A 16,082-nucleotide genomic window follows, 5' to 3' on the forward strand; every position below is an offset into this window, starting at 1 on the left:
GCTTCTATATGCAGTAGAAGAACCCCTTGTTGTACGCTTTATTCGCCCTCATCTTCTCAGACTTCGATGGTTTTGTCAAGTAAGAAAATGCTATAGAGTGAATATAGGATAGAACATGCAGAGAGTGTGAGTCGGGTTGAAGAGCGTGAAGAGGTTTTAGCGCCAGGGCTTTGCGGGGTGAGCAAGCATCTTTCTTGCCGTTTCGTGGAAATGCTCCCGACCCTGGTGGGGAAGCCCACCGAGGCCGTTCTGCATCGTTCCGGTGCGGTCATTTGTCATTGTTTCTGCGTAGCTATTCTTGCGTACCTGTTATTTCGCGGTACTCAATTCAATCTGGTACCCGTCCGGATCTTTGAGATAGATAGAGTCGTAAGAGGGATATGAGACGATATTGAACGGAACACGCTTGCTTTGCAGGTGCTCCTTTGCCCGCTCGAAGTCGGTTCGCAAGAGGCGCATAGCAATGTGGCCGTAAAATGGCATAACCTTGTTGCGGGCCGAAGGCGGAAAAAGCACAATAGAGGCGCTGCCAGAGGTCACCCTGATCGATTGTTGCTTTTCTCCGCTCAACGAGCATGCCTGACATGGATGCATGCCAAGTACAGAGGAGTACCATTCTACTGAATACTGTACGTTCTGTACAATAAGGCCGATATGGTCAAGAGCTTCGATTTGAAACATTGCTTCACCGTTTCCTGTTCGGTTATCCGTTACCTGCTGTATTTCTGGAAGATCTGTTTTCTTCACGTTACAGGATAGCATATGGATGAGAGAAATAGTATGCCCTTTCAGGCAGGAGCTTCCTGAACTTCGGGACAGGTGTGTGCCGTTTTGCGCATGGATGTTCTTTATGAGGGCTGAAGCAGAAGTCTCTCAGTAGTATAATAGGATGAGATCTTTTCTAGAAACGGAGAATGTAGAATGACATCTTTTATTGATAAGCTGGCGTGGGTCTATCTGGTCGATCGGCAGGTGCTTTGTGCTCGTTCGCGGGGTAAGGATACCTATTATCTTCCTGGAGGCAAGCGTGAGGGCGCTGAGACGGATCAGGAAGCGCTGTCACGTGAGGTTCGGGAAGAGCTAGGTATTGAGCTGATACCGGAAACCATTACCTATTTCGGGCAATTTTCGGCTCAGGCTCACGGGAAGGCAGAGGGAACAGTGGTGCAGATGACGTGCTATACCGGGCAATTCCGGGGAGAGATTCAGGCATTGGCCGAGGTTGAAGAGGTTGCCTGGTTGCAGTATAAGGATAAAACGAAGGTCTCGCAGGTGACGCAGCAGATCTTTGAGCATCTCAAAGAGCAGGGGCTGCTTGCCTGAGTGGGCTCGACGGGCCGCCGTATCTGACGGCCCGCCTCCGCATGGTCATGCCTCATCGGCTGGTTTTCCGGGCACATGGACCCATGACCACTGCTCGCGTTCTTGATGTTTGGCATCTCCGGAAGCACAGACATAGCCTTCACCGTTCCAGTGCCAGGCCTGTTGTCCGCAGATAAAACAGGGGCGCTCGGGTGGCCCATATGGAGCGTTGCCCTGGGGCGGTGTTCCGGTTTCGTTCTCCATACTCTATCACCCCTCTCAGTTGTTTGCTTCTTTTACTGTAGCATGTTCTCAAGCAAGCGGCAAGCGTTGTGTCGAAAAAGCGGTGTGGCTGGCGAAGTAGGAAAAAAGGGGAGTTCAGGGCGAAATATTTGTACATTTGTACCTTTTTCCTTTATACTCTTAGAAAGAGGATAAGTGAGAGATACAGGTAGTTTTTCGACGCTGCTTGTATGTGCTCTTTTATCAGCAGTTCTGTTTTGCGCCGATTTTTGACGCAGAATTTTGCGTAACAGCAAATAGGGTATTGACAGAACATGAATCAGTATGCGAAAATAGCTATCGAAGTAACTGCAGCGTACTCGGAATGTTGATAAGCTGGTAGCAGGGTCGACAGATGGAAGAACAGGTACCGATCAGCAAAGCGCTGCTCTGTTGGGTCTCTGTCGGGTGGATAGGGCTGTTGATATCCTTCAGACATATTCTCCCACAAAAGCCAGCCTGGATGCTCTCTCTAGCTGTCAAAAAGAAAGAGGCCGCCGCTGTCTGGCTGACCTCTTGAACGGGGACGTAGCAAACAAAATTGTTCTTCGTCGTGCAGGGCGTTTCCCTGCGCGACGTCGAAGCATCTGGAACGTTCGCTTTATCATAGCACGGGACGTACTCCAACTCAAGAAACATGTATACATACGTCAATATGGGGGATGAGGTACATGGGAAGAACTAGCGTATTGGTACATCGACCTGACCGCTTTTTTATCAAGCTGCACTCCGATCTCCTGGAGCTCTGCGAGGGCGATCACTGCGAGGCGCTGATCCTCGGGGTACTGGAAGAATGGACGAACTCCAAGCTCGACAGCGGTAAGGTTCCGTATATCTACATGTCATATCCGCAGTGGCAGGCCTCGCTTTACTTCCTCTATGGGCGCTCGACCATCATGCAGGCGTTGCGGCGGCTGGAAGCGCGTGGCCTGATTCGGAAACGCCCCTATCGCCTGTATGGGAAAGATACCTATCAGTACTGGCTGCACGTGGAGCTGATAAACGCCCGCTTGCAGGAACTCCCCGCTCGGGAACCTGTGCCTGTTCCCTCGTTGGAAAATGGATGCGTCCCAAAACAAACCCGTCTAAAAATAAACGCCTTCGGCTCTGATGACGTTCAAAATCAGACGGGTGACCCGTTTAAAATTGGACTCAACATAGAATCCGGAACACAGAATTCATATTCCACACAATGCGAGAGAGAGGTGCCCTGTCAAAAACAGGCTGTGCCTCCGGTCTCCGCTGCCATGCGCGCTCGCGCTGCTGTGTTTGAGCGATCAGAAGAGGTGACGCGAACGGCACCAATCGCTGTGAGCGCGCAAACAAGCTGTAAGCAAGAGGAGATATTGGTTGCAAGCAGGCTGTCGGCATCACAGGCGCGCTTGAAGCGAGAAGCTGCCCAATCTCTCCCGGCAAAGCAAGAGCGCAAGCTTGCACCGGCTGTAGAGGCTATTCTAGGCGCCTGGGATCAGATTCATGCCAAGCGTATGCCGCGTGTGCCCGAAAACATCCAGGCTGCTACCGAACTGGCACGCATTGAGGCCAGTGCGGAGGATGTGCGTGCTATTCGTGATCGCTTGCTTGCTCAGCAGGATGGCTGGTGGCGTGCACGTGGGGTGAGGTTGAAGGATGTGTTGCATCACTATGACCTTGCAGCCCTCGGCCCGCTTCAGCAGCCCGTCCAGGCCAGGCCGGAAGCCGTACACTATATCACACTCAGTGATGCTGAAAGGGAGGAACATAAGTTGCAGAAGAAGTTACAGGATCAGCAGCGTAGAGAAGCGTTGAAAATAGATCGAGAGGCATTTGCAAAGCTGCCTCTTCAGGAACAACTGGCATTCTTGCGAGAGAAAGGCTTTCTATCGTGACAGGAGGAAATGGGATGCACGGAGACAATTCCTATTTGTGGAGGCAACAGTCTGAATTTCGCCCGCTGTTTCAGGCGAGCGACGTGGAGGCGATCATCCCGAGCGGACGGAGAAGCATCGAGCCGCCTGAAGAGCTGTTTTGGACCTGTCCCGTTTGTGGACCGATGCCGCCCAAGTGCGTTCCCGGACAACATTACTGGATTCGGACGACATGTGAGTGTGAGAAGCGTGCCAATCGGGCAAGGCAGGAAGCGGAGAAACGGCAAAAGAAGTGCGAAGAGATGCGCAAGCGAACGTTCGCGGGCTGGCTTGGCAGGCAGTGGGACGACGCGAAAGCTATCGAGTTTCTCTCTTCGCGCACGTTTGCCAATTTTGACATGACTCGAGAATTGGAGGCCTATGGCAAGGCCCTTGCCTTTGCCAATGAGCCCAAAGGGAATTTGCTGCTGTATGGCCCCAGTGGCACCGGCAAGACTCATCTGGCGGCGGCCATTTGCAACAAGCTGCGAGAGCAGGAAGGGCAGCGCGAGCCCATCGCCAGCCTGTTTGCTTCGGCGGTGAGCTTTCTGAGAACCTATCGCGACACCCGCCGGATGCTTGATCAGACCCAACACATTCGCTTGATGCAGCAGGCGATCCATACGGCGGTCTTGGTGCTCGATGATGTGGACAAGGGCGAGCGCACCGCTGAACGCCAGGAAATCTACTGGATGATTATGGATGAACGCTCGAAGGCCGGCCGGCCAACGGTGATCAGCGTAAATGAACGGGATGAGTTGGTCCACTATATCGGGAGTGCCGCCTTATCTCGCTTCTCACGCGGGCTTGTCTCGGTTCAGATGCGCTCGGACGATTATCGCTTGCTGGAGGAGGTGTGAGGGGCAAACCTCCACTGAGGATGTGCCCCTGCGTGTCTATTCCGAATCCTTCAGCAGTTGTGGGACCGTGACCAGCTTGTATCCCTGCTTCTGAAGCGTCTCAATGAGCCGGGGAAGCGCCGCGATCGTCTGGGAGCGATTGCCGCCGCCATCGTGCATCAGGATGATAGAGCCATTGCCCACTTCGCGCATGGCTGTATCGTAGATGGAGTTGGGGCCGGGGAGTTTCCAGTCTTCGGTGTCCACATCCCAGAGGATCACCTGCTCACCGAGCTTGCCTGCTTCCTTGAGTACCTGCTTGTTGTAGTTACCATAGGGCGGGCGCATCAGTGGCGGATAGACCCCGATCGTCTTGTAGATGAGTTCGGCTGTGTTTCTCATCTCATCGTGGATCTGCTTTTGAGAAAGGGTCTGTAAATTTGGATGTGACCATGTATGGCTCGCAACCACGTGGCCGGCCTGATATTCTTTTTTGATCAGATCGGGGTTCGCCTGGATGTTCTCGCCCAGCGCGAAGAAGGTCGCTTTGACATGATACTGCTGGAGTATCGCAAGCACCTGCTCGGTGTTTGCGGGATGCGGGCCATCGTCGAAGGTCAGCGCTACTTCCTTGAGCTGCCGATTGCCATTCGTGATGGCCTGGGTCACAGTAATGGGCTCGATTGTCGGAGTGGGTGAAGGCGTCGGTGAAGGCGTCGGTGAAGGCGTTGGCGTGACGGCAACGGTTGGTGTGGCTGTTGCTCGCTGCTGTGCTGTGGCCTGTTCCTGATAGGCGATGAGAAGCCAGACGCCAGCACCTAGAAGACAGAGTACCATCAGAGGCAGGACAATTCGGAGGAAGAGTGATGGTCTGGGATTCCGTCCCTGATTTGACATTGAGAGATGCCTTTCTAGTATAGAGAAACAATACAGGTTTTTTATAGAAAGATGTTTTAAATAGTGCGCTTCATCCGCTTTCCTGTTGGCCGGATGTGCCAGAGATGAAGCTGATGTCACAGTCCATACGTTCGCTGGTAGGGTCCGCTGCTTGAGGACCAGGATCCATGTGGATCTATAGAAAGAAATGCGTGGATTGATTGATTTGTTGCGCTTAAAATCGCGAGAAATCGTTTTTCAGAACGACATTGCAGCATCTCTCAGGCTGAAAGGGATAGAAATGCAGGCTCGAACCGCGCTGAAAGAGAGGTGACGCCTTTGAAGAAGATGCGAGGGAGGGGCGTGAGAGAAGGATATAAGGTATAACAGGCAAAATCTGTTGATCGATCCCATGCAGGTATAACTTGGGCTGCCTGTATGCTCCTTCCCATCGAGGAGCGAAGAAAAGGAGTATTGCTGTTTGGAACAGTTGTCACATGCTATACCCTTTTTTCCCTGTCGCGCATTCGATGCTCTCGGCTGCCGCGCTCCGGCGTGAGGTGCTGACTCACTATGGCTTTCAGAGCCTGCCTGATTGCATCCTGCTCTCTCGGGGGGTGAATGATTCCTATCTGGTCAGGGGGCCTGAGGAGCGGTTTACCCTGCGCATCTATCGGGCGGGCTGGCGTTCTCGAGACGCGATCCGTTATGAGCTTGAGCTGCTGCACCATCTCGATCAGCGGGGCATTGCAGTTTCGACGCCGATCAGCCGGGAGGATGGCGAGTATCTCACGGAGCTGCTCGCGCCGGAAGGGCCCCGTTTCGCGGTTCTCTTCAGCTATGCGCCCGGGGAGCCGCCCGACAGGCATAGCGTTGAAGACAGCTATATACATGGGCGAGCGCTGGCCGCGATGCATAACGCCGCTGATAGCTTCTCGCCATCAGTGCAGCGAGAGGCGCTTGATTTGTCTGTGCTGCTCGATGCTTCGTTGCAGACATTGGAACCGCTGCATTCCTGGGTCGTTGCCGATTGGGCCTCCCTGGAGCAGTTTGCTGAGCAGGGGCTTGATTATGGAGCGTGTCACGGAGATAGCCACATTCTGAATGAGCATCTTGACGGCGCTCGTATGGTCACATTGTTCGATTTTGACTGCTGCGGTCCCGGCTGGCGTGCCTATGATCTGGCTACCGTGCGTTGGTGCGAGGGCTTCTATCATATGGACCCCGATGACAGGCTGTGGCGGGCATTCTTGAAGGGCTATACCGAACTGCGACCAATCGAGGCGGATCAGAAACGTATTCCCGCTTTGGTGGCGATTCGCGAGATCTGGCGCTGATCGCCGCGTTGCACTCTGCGTCCAGTCTGCAGGGTTTCGACGCAATTGTGCAACGAACGCTCAGGCTGTTGCGCGAGTGGGAAATGCACAATGCTTTAGAGTAGATAAGGAGAGGAGAGCCGAGAGCCCGGCAGCATCTTACCGGGCTCCACAGGCGCGTTTATGGAATCATGCCAGGGAAGACATAGGCCTGTAACAGCACAAGCAAGCCGACGAGCGCCGCCAGCGCAAGGCTATGGAAGAAGACATAGCGCAGGATCGAGCCTTCTTCGCCTTTCTGGCCGGTTGCAACACCCGCGACAACGATGCTCTGTGCGTCAATCATCTTGCCCATGACGCCGCCGCTGCTGTTCGCTGCCGCCGCAAGTACCGGTGAGAAGCCCAGTTTCTCGGCAGTGATGCGCTGCAAGCTGCCAAAGAGCACGTTGGACGAGGTATCGCTACCCGTCAGGGCAACTCCAAGCCAGCCCAGAAGCGGCGAGAAGAAGGGGAAGAGGACGCCTGTACTGGCGAACGCAAGACCCACCGTAGCATCTAGACCTGCGTATCGCGTGGTGTAGCCAAGCGCCAGCATGGCCGCGATGGTCAGCAGCGAGAAGCGGAGCCGCCACAGCGTGCCGCCGAAAAGCTTGAGCAACGTTAGCGGGCTGAGCCGTAGCAGCAGGCCCGCGAGTATCCCGGTAAGCAAGAGGCCGGTTCCCGTTGCCGAGAGCCAGTTTAAGCTGAACACTGCTGTTTCAGGCGTCGGCTTTGGGACGACAGGAGGTGCACGAAAGATCAGGTTGTGCAGAAAAGGTACGACAATCTGCGGATTCGAGATGCTGTTCAGCAGGTTCTTGACCGGCGGGAAGCCCCATAAAAAGAGGATAATTGCCAGGAGCAGCCAGGGCGACCAGGCACGAAAGGCAAGCGAGAAGGGAATGCTGGTCTCTGGCTCGGCTTCTCGGGCGGCTTCTTCCGGGAATTGCCAGGTTGTGCGTGGATGCCAGATCTTCATAAAACCAACCAGGCAGAGAATGGAGATCAGCGCTCCGGCAATGTCAACCAGCGTCGGCCCGAAGAAGTTGCTGACGGCAAATTGTGTGATGGCGAAGCTCAGGCCCGCAACCAGGCAGGCAGGCCAGACTTCCAGCATCCCGCGCCATCCCGCCATTGCCCAGATCAGCCAGAAAGGAACGAGGACCGAGAAAAAGGGAAGCTGACGCCCGATCATAGCGCTGAGTGTATCAGTGGGAATGTTCGTGACCGAGGCCAGTGCCAGGATAGGGCTTCCGAGCGCTCCAAATGCGACCGGAGCCGTGTTTCCGATCAGTGCCAGCCCCGCGGCAGGGAGCGGGCGAAAACCAAGCCCGATCAACATGGCCGCCGAAACAGCAACCGGTGTACCAAAGCCTGCCGCGCCCTCGACGAACGCGCCAAAACTGAAGGCGATCAAGAGCAGTTGCAGCCTCCGGTCGCGCGAGAGGTTCGCAACGGTCTGCTTGATGACCTCGAACATGCCCGTGTGCACCGTGATATCGTAGACAAAGATGGCGCCGATGATGATCCAGCCTATCGGGAACAGGCCATAGGCCGCGCCATAGAGCGTTGAGGCGAAGAGCGCCGAGGCGGGCATGCGATAAACCAGTAGCGCGATGAGGATTGCTGCGGCCAGCCCGGCGAGTGCAGCCCAATGGGCGCGAATGTGAAATAAAGCCAGCAGGCCGAGCAAAACGACGACGGGAAGCGCGGCCACAATGGCCGAAAGCAGGAGATTGTCAAGAACAGGGGTGTATAACTGAGTCCAGTGCATGAAATAAACCTCCTTGTTTGGAGCCGCCTGTCAAGCGATACAACAAAGCTTTCTGGCTCCCACCTTCATAGGGTGAGCGCGTTGCAACCTTGCAACTGTTGAGAGGTCTGTTAGTGCGTGATGGGTCTGTTGATTTCTACCCCTTTCTATGAGGATGCTGAATAGAAAAAGTATACCATACCCTGTACCGGTTTTGATGTCCGTATACAGGCCCATTTTCAGGAGGGAAAGCCCTTGACGTAAGGTATACTCGAAGCGTTATACTACCATCATGGAAGAAGAACTCACGATTCAAATGGTAGCAGAAAGAACTGGCATCAGCGCGCATACCCTGCGCTATTATGAGCGTATCGGGCTGCTTGACTCCGTTGAGCGCGCCTCGAATGGTCATCGCCGCTACACTGAAAGAGATCTGGAATGGCTGACGTTCCTGATGTGCCTGCGTTCTACTGGTATGCCCATCAGGCAGATGAAGCAATATATGGATCTGAAGAAAAAAGGTGCGGGGACCGAACAGGAGCGCCTGGATCTGCTATTGCTACATCGTAAGCATGTGCTGGATCATATGCATGAGCTGGAGAATAACCTTCATAAGATCGAGAAGAAGATCAGGCTCTATACGACGCTGACCACCGATGGGGGTGGATCTGCCATCGAATCGCAGGTAGAGCTCACTGAACAGCCAATGCAGGAAATATCACGGGCGTAGCTGTACAGATAGAGAATAATCAGGGAGAAGACGCAGCAGAATCTTGTTTCGACCTGCTGCGCTTCAACGCTTTATCCCAGCGGGAGCAGGTGTTTTTCCTCCAGAGCTGCGGTTAGAGCGGCGCTGATCCGCTTCAGGTGGGGAATCATAATCGGCGTCTGCATGTTGCTCAGGCGGCTCGATGGGCCTGAGATGCTCATTGCTGCCAGCACCGTTTCATCAGGGCCATAGACCGGCACCGCAAGGCACCGGACGCCGTCTTCTTGCTCGCCATTGTCCATCGCATAGCCCCGCTGCCGAATCAGCTCCAGTTCCTGGCGGAGGTGATCGGGGTCGGTGATGGTCTTGTCTGTAAAGGCTGGCAGTCCCGCCTGCGCAATGATGGACGTGACCACGCTATCCGGCTGGTACGCAAGCAGGACTTTGCCGCATCCAGTCGCATGCAGCGGCACCTTGTTCCCGAGCTCGGTAAACATGCGCACAAGCCGGGTCGGAGGCTGTGCCTGGGCCACATACACGGCACGATAGCGCGCCATAATTGCCAGATTGGCCGTTTCGCCGCTGATCTCGACAAGCTGCCGTAGATATGGAGTTGCGAGGGTTGACCAGTCAAGTGCGGGAAGTTCGACGCCTGCCAGCCGGCGAAAGGCCGGGCCAAGCGCATAGCGCCGTGCCTGATTATCGCGGATGACATACCTGCGTGCCACTAGAGTTGATAAAAGCCGATGTACTGTCGCTACTGGCTGCCCGGTTGCATTGCTGAGCTCGCTGACCCCGACCCAGCCACCAGACTGGGCCAGGTATTCAAGCAGATCTAGCGCTCTTTCGATTGATTGTACTCCGCTCATGGCTTGTCCTTTTTCGAGCCAGAGAAGGGCCCGCATTTTCTATTTTCTTTTCCACATAGCGAAAAGATTACTGTATTATATCATAACACGCGCCGCTTCTCGACTCCTCCTCACGCATGAGCGGCAAGGAGGCAGTATTACGCCTGTCGGTTAGCGCAGCTCATCGCGCACAAGGGCCCAGGCGACCCGGTTCTGCTCCTGAACGAGTTCGGTGAGGTCGGCGTGAATGAGCTCTTTATTCAGCACACAGACCATTCCGTTGATCACGCTCAGATCGACATGAGGTGGGTGACAGAAGATGAGAGAGGCAGGAGCATCATGGACTGCCCCACCGGAAAGTTCAAGCGTATTGAGACGAAAGCCAATAAAATCGGCGGCCATATCGGGCGCAAGATAGCCAATATCGTCGCGCCCCAGGACGCTCGCGCCGCCTCTGGTTGCCATCCAGAGCGCCTGAGAAGCGGTCATAGCTCCGGGATTTCCCATCACGCGTTGCAGAAGCATGGCCTGTCGTGCCTCGGCCAGCAGGTGTGAGCTATCGTTCGAGGCCGAGCCATCAACGCCGAGCCCAACACGGGCACCAGCTTGCTGAAGCTGCATGACGGGCGCGATACCCGAAGCCAGCCGCATATTTGAGCTCGGGCAATGGGCGGCTCCCGTGCGCGTCTTGCCGAGCTGCTCGATCTCCGTACTGCTCAGGTGAACGGTGTGGGCGTGCCAGACATCGCCGCCAAGCCAGCCCAGATCCTCCATCAGCTCGACCGGCGAGCGTCCGAAGTGCTGTTTGCAGTATTCGGCCTCGTCGAGCGTTTCGGCAAGGTGCGTATGCGCCTGGACGCCGTAGGAGCGGGCTAACGCGATACTTTCGCGCATCAGATCGGGCGAGACGGAGAAGGGAGAACAGGGGGCAAGCGCGATACGCAGCATCGAGTAGCGCGATGAGTCATGATATTCCTCTATGACTCGACGTGAGTCGCGCAGGATAGTCTCTTCATCCTCAACGACGCTATCGGGGGGCAGCCCGCCCTTGCTCTCACCAACCGACATCGAGCCGCGAGTGGCGTGGAAGCGAATGCGCATGGTTTGCGCGGCCTCAATTTGGTCGTCGATCCGGGAGCCATTGGGCCAGATATACGTATGATCGCTTGTTGTGGTGCAGCCTGAGAGCATGAGTTCTGCGATTGCGGTGCGGGTGCTCACGGCGATTGCCTGCGGGGTCAGTCGCGCCCAGATCGGGTAGAGCGTGCGGAGCCAGTGGAACAGGGTGGCGTTCTGGGCCTCGGGAATGCAGCGGGTGAGCGTCTGATAGAAGTGGTGATGCGTGTTGACAAGCCCGGGGAGAACAATCATGTCGCTGGCGTCAATGATGGTGTCGGCCTCCTGCGGCAGCTCTGGCGTTGGCCCGATCTGGCGAATAACATTGTCTTCTACATAGATCCCGCCATCGTTCCAGGTGGTTCCGTTGTCGTCCATTGACACAAGCAGCGTTGCATGTTTCAGAAGCAATGTTTTCATGATGCACTCTTTCTGTAGCTATTCTTGTATTGAAGCGAGCAGGTAGAGAGTGCGTCGCCCCTCTACCTGGCTCCATACACTCAGGAAGGAACCGTTGCTGTGTCGAGCGCGGGTAGCGGCTCGAATTCAGTGATTGCATTGAGCGCCGCGCCCATCGCAGCGTTCGCCTCACGCTCAACGATGACCTCAACCAGCACGGGAACGCGCTGCGCCTCGGCCTCGCGAACCGCCCATTCAAGTGCGGGCCGAATGTCCTGCGGAGCCTCTACACGCCGCCCGAGCGCTCCCATTGCCTCCATCACCTTCACGTGATCGATGCCAGGCGTGTTGCCATCGGTGTTGGGTGCGCTGTACGCTAGATCGACACAGTAATTCATAGTATATGCTATCTCCGATTGGCGGATCAGGCCCATATAGGCATTGTTGATCATGACCAGGATAAATGGAATCCGATATTGCACTGCTACTGCGACTTCTTCCATCAAGAATTGAAACGAGTAGTCGCCGACAATGCCTACAACCAGTGTATCAGGATGTGCCAGCTTGACGCCGATACACGCCGGGATCTCCCACCCGAGCGGGCCTGCCTGACCACAGACCATATAGTGACGCGGCTTGTAGACGTGCTGGAACTGTCCCGACCAGATCTGATAGAGCCCGATCGCCGTGACAAAAATCGTATCCCGGTCAAAGAATTCGTTGATCTCTTTAAATACGCGCGGGGGCTTGATCGGCGTTTCATCGAAGTCCATGCGCCGCGTCAGCGTTGTGCGCAGGTGAGCGACGCGCTGCGTCCAGGGCGATTCCTGGCGGGCCGGGATCGTGTGAGCAAGCTCAAGAAGCGCCTTCAGTGCCAATTTTGCGTCAGAGACAATTCCCAGATCGGGGGCGAAGACCCTGCCAATCTGCGTGGGCTCGATGTCGATATGAATAAAGCGTCGCTGGCCCCGATAGATCGTGAGGTCGCCTGTGTGGCGGTCGGCGAAACGGGCTCCTATCGCCAGCACGACATCTGATTCAAGAAAGAGTTGATTGCCATAGCGCGTCTGCGTCTGGATGCCTGCCATTCCGGCGAACAGCGGGTGATCCTCGGGGAAGCCGCCCTTGCCCATCAGCGTGACCGTGACGGGGATATTGAGGTGTTCAGCAAGCTGGCGGAATTCCTCGGTTGCGTTTGCGCTGATGACGCCGCCACCCAGCATCAATAGCGGGCGCTCGGCCTCTAGCAGCATCTCAAGCGCTCGCTCGATTGCGGCGGCAGAGGGGGCAGGTCTGGTGAGCGGCAGCCGCGAGGAGAGGGTAGGGTCAAAGTCGAGCTCACCGCGCTGAACATCAAGCGGCAGGTCGATCAGGACCGCGCCCGGGCGGCCATCCTGCGCGATCCGAAACGCCTCGCGAAAGACCCAGGGCACCTGTGCAGGCTCCTTGACGAGCACGCTCCATTTGGTGACAGGTGTGGCGCAGCCAACGATATCCACTGCCTGAAATGCCTCTTTATGCAGCAGATGCGACTGTGCCTGACCGGTAATGCAGATCATGGGGATAGAGTCCGCTGTTGCTGTATACAGCCCGGTAATCATATTTGTGCCTGCCGGACCCGAGGTGCCGATCATCACGCCGACTTTGCCGGTTGCTCTGGCGTAGCCGTCAGCCGCGTGGGTGCCTCCTTCCTCGTGGCGCACGATGTAATTGCGGATCTTGCCGCTTTTCATGATTGACTGGTAGAGCGGAAGAATAGCCGCACCGGGAATGCCAAAGACGATTTCAACACCTTCATCGAGCATTACCTGTACAGCCGCGTCAGTTGCAGACATACGAGTCATAGAACTCTGAATCCTTTCTTGCTGGTAGAACGACTCCTACTCTTCATTCTCTCCGATGCGATGTTGTGCCAGATCTTCCAGATAGGTCAGCAGGGCCGAATGATCCAGCTCGCCGCGCCCGTTTGCTTCAAGCGCTGCAAGCATCTGATCGATCAGCGCCGTCACTGGCAGTGAGGTGCCAAACGCCCGAGCGGTACTGAGCGCAATGCCGAGATCCTTGTGATGCAGCCGGATGCGGAAGCCGGGCGTGAAGTTGTGAGCGAGCATGTTGGGCCCGCGCAGCTCCATCACGCGGTTCGCGGCCAGCCCGCCACCGAGCACCTGTAGAATCTTCTCCGGTCGGACGCCTGCCCTGGAGCCGAGCACTAACGCCTCACCGACTGCTTCGATGGTCAGGGCGACGACAATCTGATTGCAGGCCTTGACGATCTGCCCCGCGCCGATCTCGCCGACATGGACGATTGTTTTGCCAAGCGCCTCAAAAATGGGCCGACAGCGGGAAAAGGTCGCTTCCGAGCCGCCAACCATGATCGAGAGGGTTCCTTCTATCGCGCCCCTGTCGCCGCCGCTGACAGGCGCATCCAGCATCTCAACCCCCTGTTCGCTCAGGCGTTGCGCGATCTCCCGGGTCACAATGGGTGAAATGGTGCTCATATCGATCGCAATCAGCCCTGTATGTGCGCCCATAATGACGCCCTGTTCTCCGAGCATAACGTCCCGAACCTGGGGCGAATCGGGAAGCATGGTGATGACGATATCGCTTTGCGCCGCGACTTCGGCGGGTGAGGGCGCTGCCTGTGCGCCGTGCGCGCTCATCTCATCGGTCACGGCCTGCCGGTGGTTCTGCACCAGCACGGGATAGCCCGCCTTCAGCAGGTTGAGCGCCATTGGCTTGCCCATAATGCCCAGACCGATAAAGCCGATCTTTTCCACCATACGAAAAATCTCCTTTTGCACATCTGCTAGAGCGGGAAATGGAGTTTCCGTTGCTCAAACATGTTTCTCTGCGGAGGGTTCATCTACCCGCATGCTTTTCCGCGATAAGAAAAAGTAATTTTCTTATTACGAAATATACCCTGCAACTTTTCGCTTTGTCAACACTTCTCGGGCACAAATGCACTTCTGTTCGTTTGTGATTGAAATTTTCTCGCCGCTTGAATTTCTTCACTTTACCCTTGACAAAAAGGAAAAGGACAGTTTATACTCTCCATAGTTTCTGCATTTGAAAAGCGTTTTCCGTCATGTAGAAAGTAGAACATAGTGAAACCCTGGAAGTCGCTGTCAGACTTTCCCTTCGTTCGTTGAGTGTATTTTTGTGAAGAAGAGGCACTGCTATGACAAAGATGACATTGCAGGAAATAAATGCTCTTGACCAGGAACGCTTTACTGCAACGCTTTCATCGCTCTTTGAGGGGTCCCCCTGGATCGTGCGTGAGGCATGGAAGGCGCGACCGTTCCAGAGCAAGCAAGAGCTGCATCAGGCGCTCTGCACGATTCTGGAACAGGCACCCCGCGAGCGTCAGCTTGATTTGATCCGGGCGCATCCCGACCTTGCCGGGCGGGCCGCGCAGCTTGGCACCCTTTCCCCCGCATCGACCGATGAGCAGGCCTCTGCCCGGTTGAACCGCCTGTCTCCTGAAGAACTGGCAACCTTTACACGCTTGAATCAGGCGTATCGTGAGCGCTTTGGCTTCCCTTTTCTGATCTGTACGCGCGAGAATACCAAAGAGAGCATTCTTGCCAGCTATCCTGAGCGGTTGCAGCATACAGCCGAGCAGGAAATGAAGATTGCGCTTGGCGAGATTGAGAAGATCTGCCACTACCGGCTTCAGGATTTGTTACAGTAGTCCTTCCCGAAGCATATAGAGCCGTCCGATGTACTCTTTCTTCTGTGTTCAGTGAACCCGATACAGCGAATGAATCGCGAAAGGAGCCTCATTATGAGCGGTGGCTATTCTTTTGACATCAGTTATGGCAAGATGCGCGTCCCTGTTTATCGTGTCTATGCAACTCCACTTGAAGGTATTTCTGCTATTCCTGAATCTGCCTTTACTGGCAGGCCAAACACGCTCTTTGCACTGGAAGTAGACGTTGAGGTGTTCGGGCGGAACTTTTTTCCGGCATACGAAAAAGGGGATAACTCGAATGTGGTGGCGACCGACAGCATGAAGAATTTCGTTCTGCGGCAGGCGTTGTCCTATGAGGGCGCGACGCTTGAAGGCTTCCTTGAATATCTGGGGCGCAACCTGCTGGCTGCCTATAGTCATATGGAGGCGCTTCGAGTGAGCGGGCGTGAACTTCCCTTTCATTATGTCCCTGTGCCGCATCAGGAGCGCTTTGAGCAAAGCGAAGTGCTGTTCAGCCGTGCTCATGGGGACTACGCGGTTGCCTCGCTCGATCTCGCACGGGATGAGCAGCAACATCCGACGCTCTCGAATCATCGCTGTGGGCAGGTCGGGCTAGAGCTGTTCAAGGTAACAGGAAGCTCGTTTACCCGCTTTTATCGCGATGAGTATACGACTCTGCCCGAGCGCGAGGATCGGCCCCTGTTCATCTACCTTGACGTATTCTGGAAGTATGGCGAGGTCGCTGATATGCTGGCAGCCGACCATCAGCGCTATGTGCCAGCCGAGCAGGTGCGCGATCTGCTACAAACCGTGTTCCATGAGTTTGTCAGCGAGTCGATTCAACATCTTGTATACGAGATGGGCAAGCGCTTGCTGGATCGCTTCCCGCAGCTCGCCGAGGTCTCTTTTGAGGCGCAGAACCGCACCCGCGATCCGATGGCCGTGTCAAGCGTGGACGAGAGGGTGAAGGTCTACAGCGACCCGTTCCCGGCCTATGGCCTGATTAAGCTGACGTTGAGCCGCTGA

General features: G+C 55.6%; 17 protein-coding genes. 8 read left to right on the forward strand and 9 right to left on the reverse strand.

The genetic code is table 11. From position 1 onward, the window contains the following. Window positions 1-156: 156 nt before the first annotated feature. Both EI42_RS34360 and EI42_RS14965 read right to left on the reverse strand, forming a co-directional pair. On the reverse strand, window positions 157-279 hold the full coding sequence (locus EI42_RS34360; protein WP_282957323.1) for a hypothetical protein: 123 nt from the start codon (window positions 277-279) through the stop codon (window positions 157-159). Between the two features lie 30 nt (window positions 280-309). After that, the gene (locus EI42_RS14965) at window positions 310-681 is read right to left on the reverse strand and encodes a VOC family protein (RefSeq protein WP_170142640.1); all 372 of its coding nucleotides are present in this window, start codon (window positions 679-681) and stop codon (window positions 310-312) included. A gap of 240 nt (window positions 682-921) precedes the next feature. Between EI42_RS14965 and EI42_RS14970 the strand changes: the two genes are divergently transcribed. Beyond that, a complete protein-coding gene (locus EI42_RS14970; protein WP_111323376.1) occupies window positions 922-1,323 on the forward strand; it encodes an NUDIX hydrolase in 402 nt (133 codons plus the stop codon). 45 nt (window positions 1,324-1,368) lie between these two features. On the opposite strand, the gene EI42_RS14975 is transcribed toward EI42_RS14970, so the two are convergent. Further along, window positions 1,369-1,566, reverse strand: a complete 198-nt coding sequence (locus EI42_RS14975) for a hypothetical protein (protein ID WP_111323378.1) — start codon at window positions 1,564-1,566, stop codon at window positions 1,369-1,371. A gap of 373 nt (window positions 1,567-1,939) precedes the next feature. On the opposite strand from EI42_RS14975, the gene EI42_RS32535 reads away from it, so the two are divergent. From EI42_RS32535 to EI42_RS14985, 3 genes are all read left to right on the forward strand, one after another. After that, on the forward strand, window positions 1,940-2,104 hold the full coding sequence (locus tag EI42_RS32535) for a hypothetical protein (protein ID WP_170142641.1): 165 nt from the start codon (window positions 1,940-1,942) through the stop codon (window positions 2,102-2,104). A gap of 151 nt (window positions 2,105-2,255) precedes the next feature. Continuing rightward, entirely contained in the window at window positions 2,256-3,452 is a 1,197-nt protein-coding gene (locus EI42_RS14980; RefSeq protein ID WP_137686003.1) for a hypothetical protein, read from the forward strand. 14 nt (window positions 3,453-3,466) lie between these two features. Beyond that, on the forward strand, window positions 3,467-4,330 hold the full coding sequence (locus EI42_RS14985) for a DnaA ATPase domain-containing protein (RefSeq protein WP_111323382.1): 864 nt from the start codon (window positions 3,467-3,469) through the stop codon (window positions 4,328-4,330). Window positions 4,331-4,366: 36 nt separating this feature from the next. Here the strand turns inward: EI42_RS14985 and EI42_RS14990 are convergent, their stop codons facing one another. Continuing rightward, complete coding sequence (locus EI42_RS14990; protein ID WP_111323384.1) at window positions 4,367-5,206, reverse strand: polysaccharide deacetylase family protein; 840 nt, start codon at window positions 5,204-5,206, stop codon at window positions 4,367-4,369. A gap of 476 nt (window positions 5,207-5,682) precedes the next feature. On the opposite strand from EI42_RS14990, the gene EI42_RS14995 reads away from it, so the two are divergent. Further along, a complete protein-coding gene (locus EI42_RS14995; protein ID WP_111323386.1) occupies window positions 5,683-6,522 on the forward strand; it encodes a phosphotransferase enzyme family protein in 840 nt (279 codons plus the stop codon). Window positions 6,523-6,682: 160 nt separating this feature from the next. On the opposite strand, the gene EI42_RS15000 is transcribed toward EI42_RS14995, so the two are convergent. Continuing rightward, window positions 6,683-8,314 (reverse strand): L-lactate permease, encoded by a 1,632-nt coding sequence (locus tag EI42_RS15000; RefSeq protein ID WP_111323388.1) that lies wholly within the window; start codon window positions 8,312-8,314, stop codon window positions 6,683-6,685. Between the two features lie 295 nt (window positions 8,315-8,609). Here EI42_RS15000 and EI42_RS15005 point away from each other — a divergent pair, with 295 nt between their 5' ends. Continuing rightward, window positions 8,610-9,023 (forward strand): MerR family transcriptional regulator, encoded by a 414-nt coding sequence (locus EI42_RS15005; RefSeq protein ID WP_211326180.1) that lies wholly within the window; start codon window positions 8,610-8,612, stop codon window positions 9,021-9,023. 71 nt (window positions 9,024-9,094) lie between these two features. Here the strand turns inward: EI42_RS15005 and EI42_RS15010 are convergent, their stop codons facing one another. The 4 genes from EI42_RS15010 to EI42_RS15025 all read right to left on the reverse strand — a co-directional run bounded on the left by EI42_RS15010 (window position 9,095) and on the right by EI42_RS15025 (window position 14,145). Then, window positions 9,095-9,871, reverse strand: coding sequence for an IclR family transcriptional regulator (locus EI42_RS15010; protein WP_246046258.1), 777 nt, complete (start codon window positions 9,869-9,871; stop codon window positions 9,095-9,097). A 150-nt stretch (window positions 9,872-10,021) separates the two neighbouring features. Further along, window positions 10,022-11,389 (reverse strand): 8-oxoguanine deaminase, encoded by a 1,368-nt coding sequence (locus tag EI42_RS15015; protein WP_111323394.1) that lies wholly within the window; start codon window positions 11,387-11,389, stop codon window positions 10,022-10,024. 77 nt (window positions 11,390-11,466) lie between these two features. After that, on the reverse strand, window positions 11,467-13,209 hold the full coding sequence (gene gcl, locus EI42_RS15020; RefSeq protein ID WP_111323396.1) for a glyoxylate carboligase: 1,743 nt from the start codon (window positions 13,207-13,209) through the stop codon (window positions 11,467-11,469). Window positions 13,210-13,245: 36 nt separating this feature from the next. After that, on the reverse strand, window positions 13,246-14,145 hold the full coding sequence (locus EI42_RS15025; RefSeq protein ID WP_111323398.1) for a 2-hydroxy-3-oxopropionate reductase: 900 nt from the start codon (window positions 14,143-14,145) through the stop codon (window positions 13,246-13,248). Between the two features lie 398 nt (window positions 14,146-14,543). On the opposite strand from EI42_RS15025, the gene uraD reads away from it, so the two are divergent. Both uraD and pucL read left to right on the forward strand, forming a co-directional pair. Next, entirely contained in the window at window positions 14,544-15,056 is a 513-nt protein-coding gene (uraD, locus tag EI42_RS15030; RefSeq protein ID WP_111323400.1) for a 2-oxo-4-hydroxy-4-carboxy-5-ureidoimidazoline decarboxylase, read from the forward strand. A 93-nt stretch (window positions 15,057-15,149) separates the two neighbouring features. After that, entirely contained in the window at window positions 15,150-16,082 is a 933-nt protein-coding gene (gene pucL / locus EI42_RS15035) for a factor-independent urate hydroxylase (RefSeq protein WP_111323402.1), read from the forward strand.

The organism is Thermosporothrix hazakensis (assembly GCF_003253565.1).
Taxonomy (GTDB): Bacteria; Chloroflexota; Ktedonobacteria; order Ktedonobacterales; family Ktedonobacteraceae; genus Thermosporothrix; species Thermosporothrix hazakensis.

Coding starts and splice junctions, on each gene's coding strand:
- EI42_RS34360 (WP_282957323.1), bottom strand. CDS start 279: ATGACAAATGACCGCACCGGAACGATGCAGAACGGCCTCGGTGGGCTT.
- EI42_RS14965 (WP_170142640.1), bottom strand. CDS start 681: ATGTTTCAAATCGAAGCTCTTGACCATATCGGCCTTATTGTACAGAAC.
- EI42_RS14970 (WP_111323376.1), top strand. CDS start 922: ATGACATCTTTTATTGATAAGCTGGCGTGGGTCTATCTGGTCGATCGG.
- EI42_RS14975 (WP_111323378.1), bottom strand. CDS start 1,566: ATGGAGAACGAAACCGGAACACCGCCCCAGGGCAACGCTCCATATGGG.
- EI42_RS32535 (WP_170142641.1), top strand. CDS start 1,940: ATGGAAGAACAGGTACCGATCAGCAAAGCGCTGCTCTGTTGGGTCTCT.
- EI42_RS14980 (WP_137686003.1), top strand. CDS start 2,256: ATGGGAAGAACTAGCGTATTGGTACATCGACCTGACCGCTTTTTTATC.
- EI42_RS14985 (WP_111323382.1), top strand. CDS start 3,467: ATGCACGGAGACAATTCCTATTTGTGGAGGCAACAGTCTGAATTTCGC.
- EI42_RS14990 (WP_111323384.1), bottom strand. CDS start 5,206: ATGTCAAATCAGGGACGGAATCCCAGACCATCACTCTTCCTCCGAATT.
- EI42_RS14995 (WP_111323386.1), top strand. CDS start 5,683: ATGCTATACCCTTTTTTCCCTGTCGCGCATTCGATGCTCTCGGCTGCC.
- EI42_RS15000 (WP_111323388.1), bottom strand. CDS start 8,314: ATGCACTGGACTCAGTTATACACCCCTGTTCTTGACAATCTCCTGCTT.
- EI42_RS15005 (WP_211326180.1), top strand. CDS start 8,610: ATGGTAGCAGAAAGAACTGGCATCAGCGCGCATACCCTGCGCTATTAT.
- EI42_RS15010 (WP_246046258.1), bottom strand. CDS start 9,871: ATGAGCGGAGTACAATCAATCGAAAGAGCGCTAGATCTGCTTGAATAC.
- gcl (WP_111323396.1), bottom strand. CDS start 13,209: ATGACTCGTATGTCTGCAACTGACGCGGCTGTACAGGTAATGCTCGAT.
- EI42_RS15025 (WP_111323398.1), bottom strand. CDS start 14,145: ATGGTGGAAAAGATCGGCTTTATCGGTCTGGGCATTATGGGCAAGCCA.
- uraD (WP_111323400.1), top strand. CDS start 14,544: ATGACAAAGATGACATTGCAGGAAATAAATGCTCTTGACCAGGAACGC.
- pucL (WP_111323402.1), top strand. CDS start 15,150: ATGAGCGGTGGCTATTCTTTTGACATCAGTTATGGCAAGATGCGCGTC.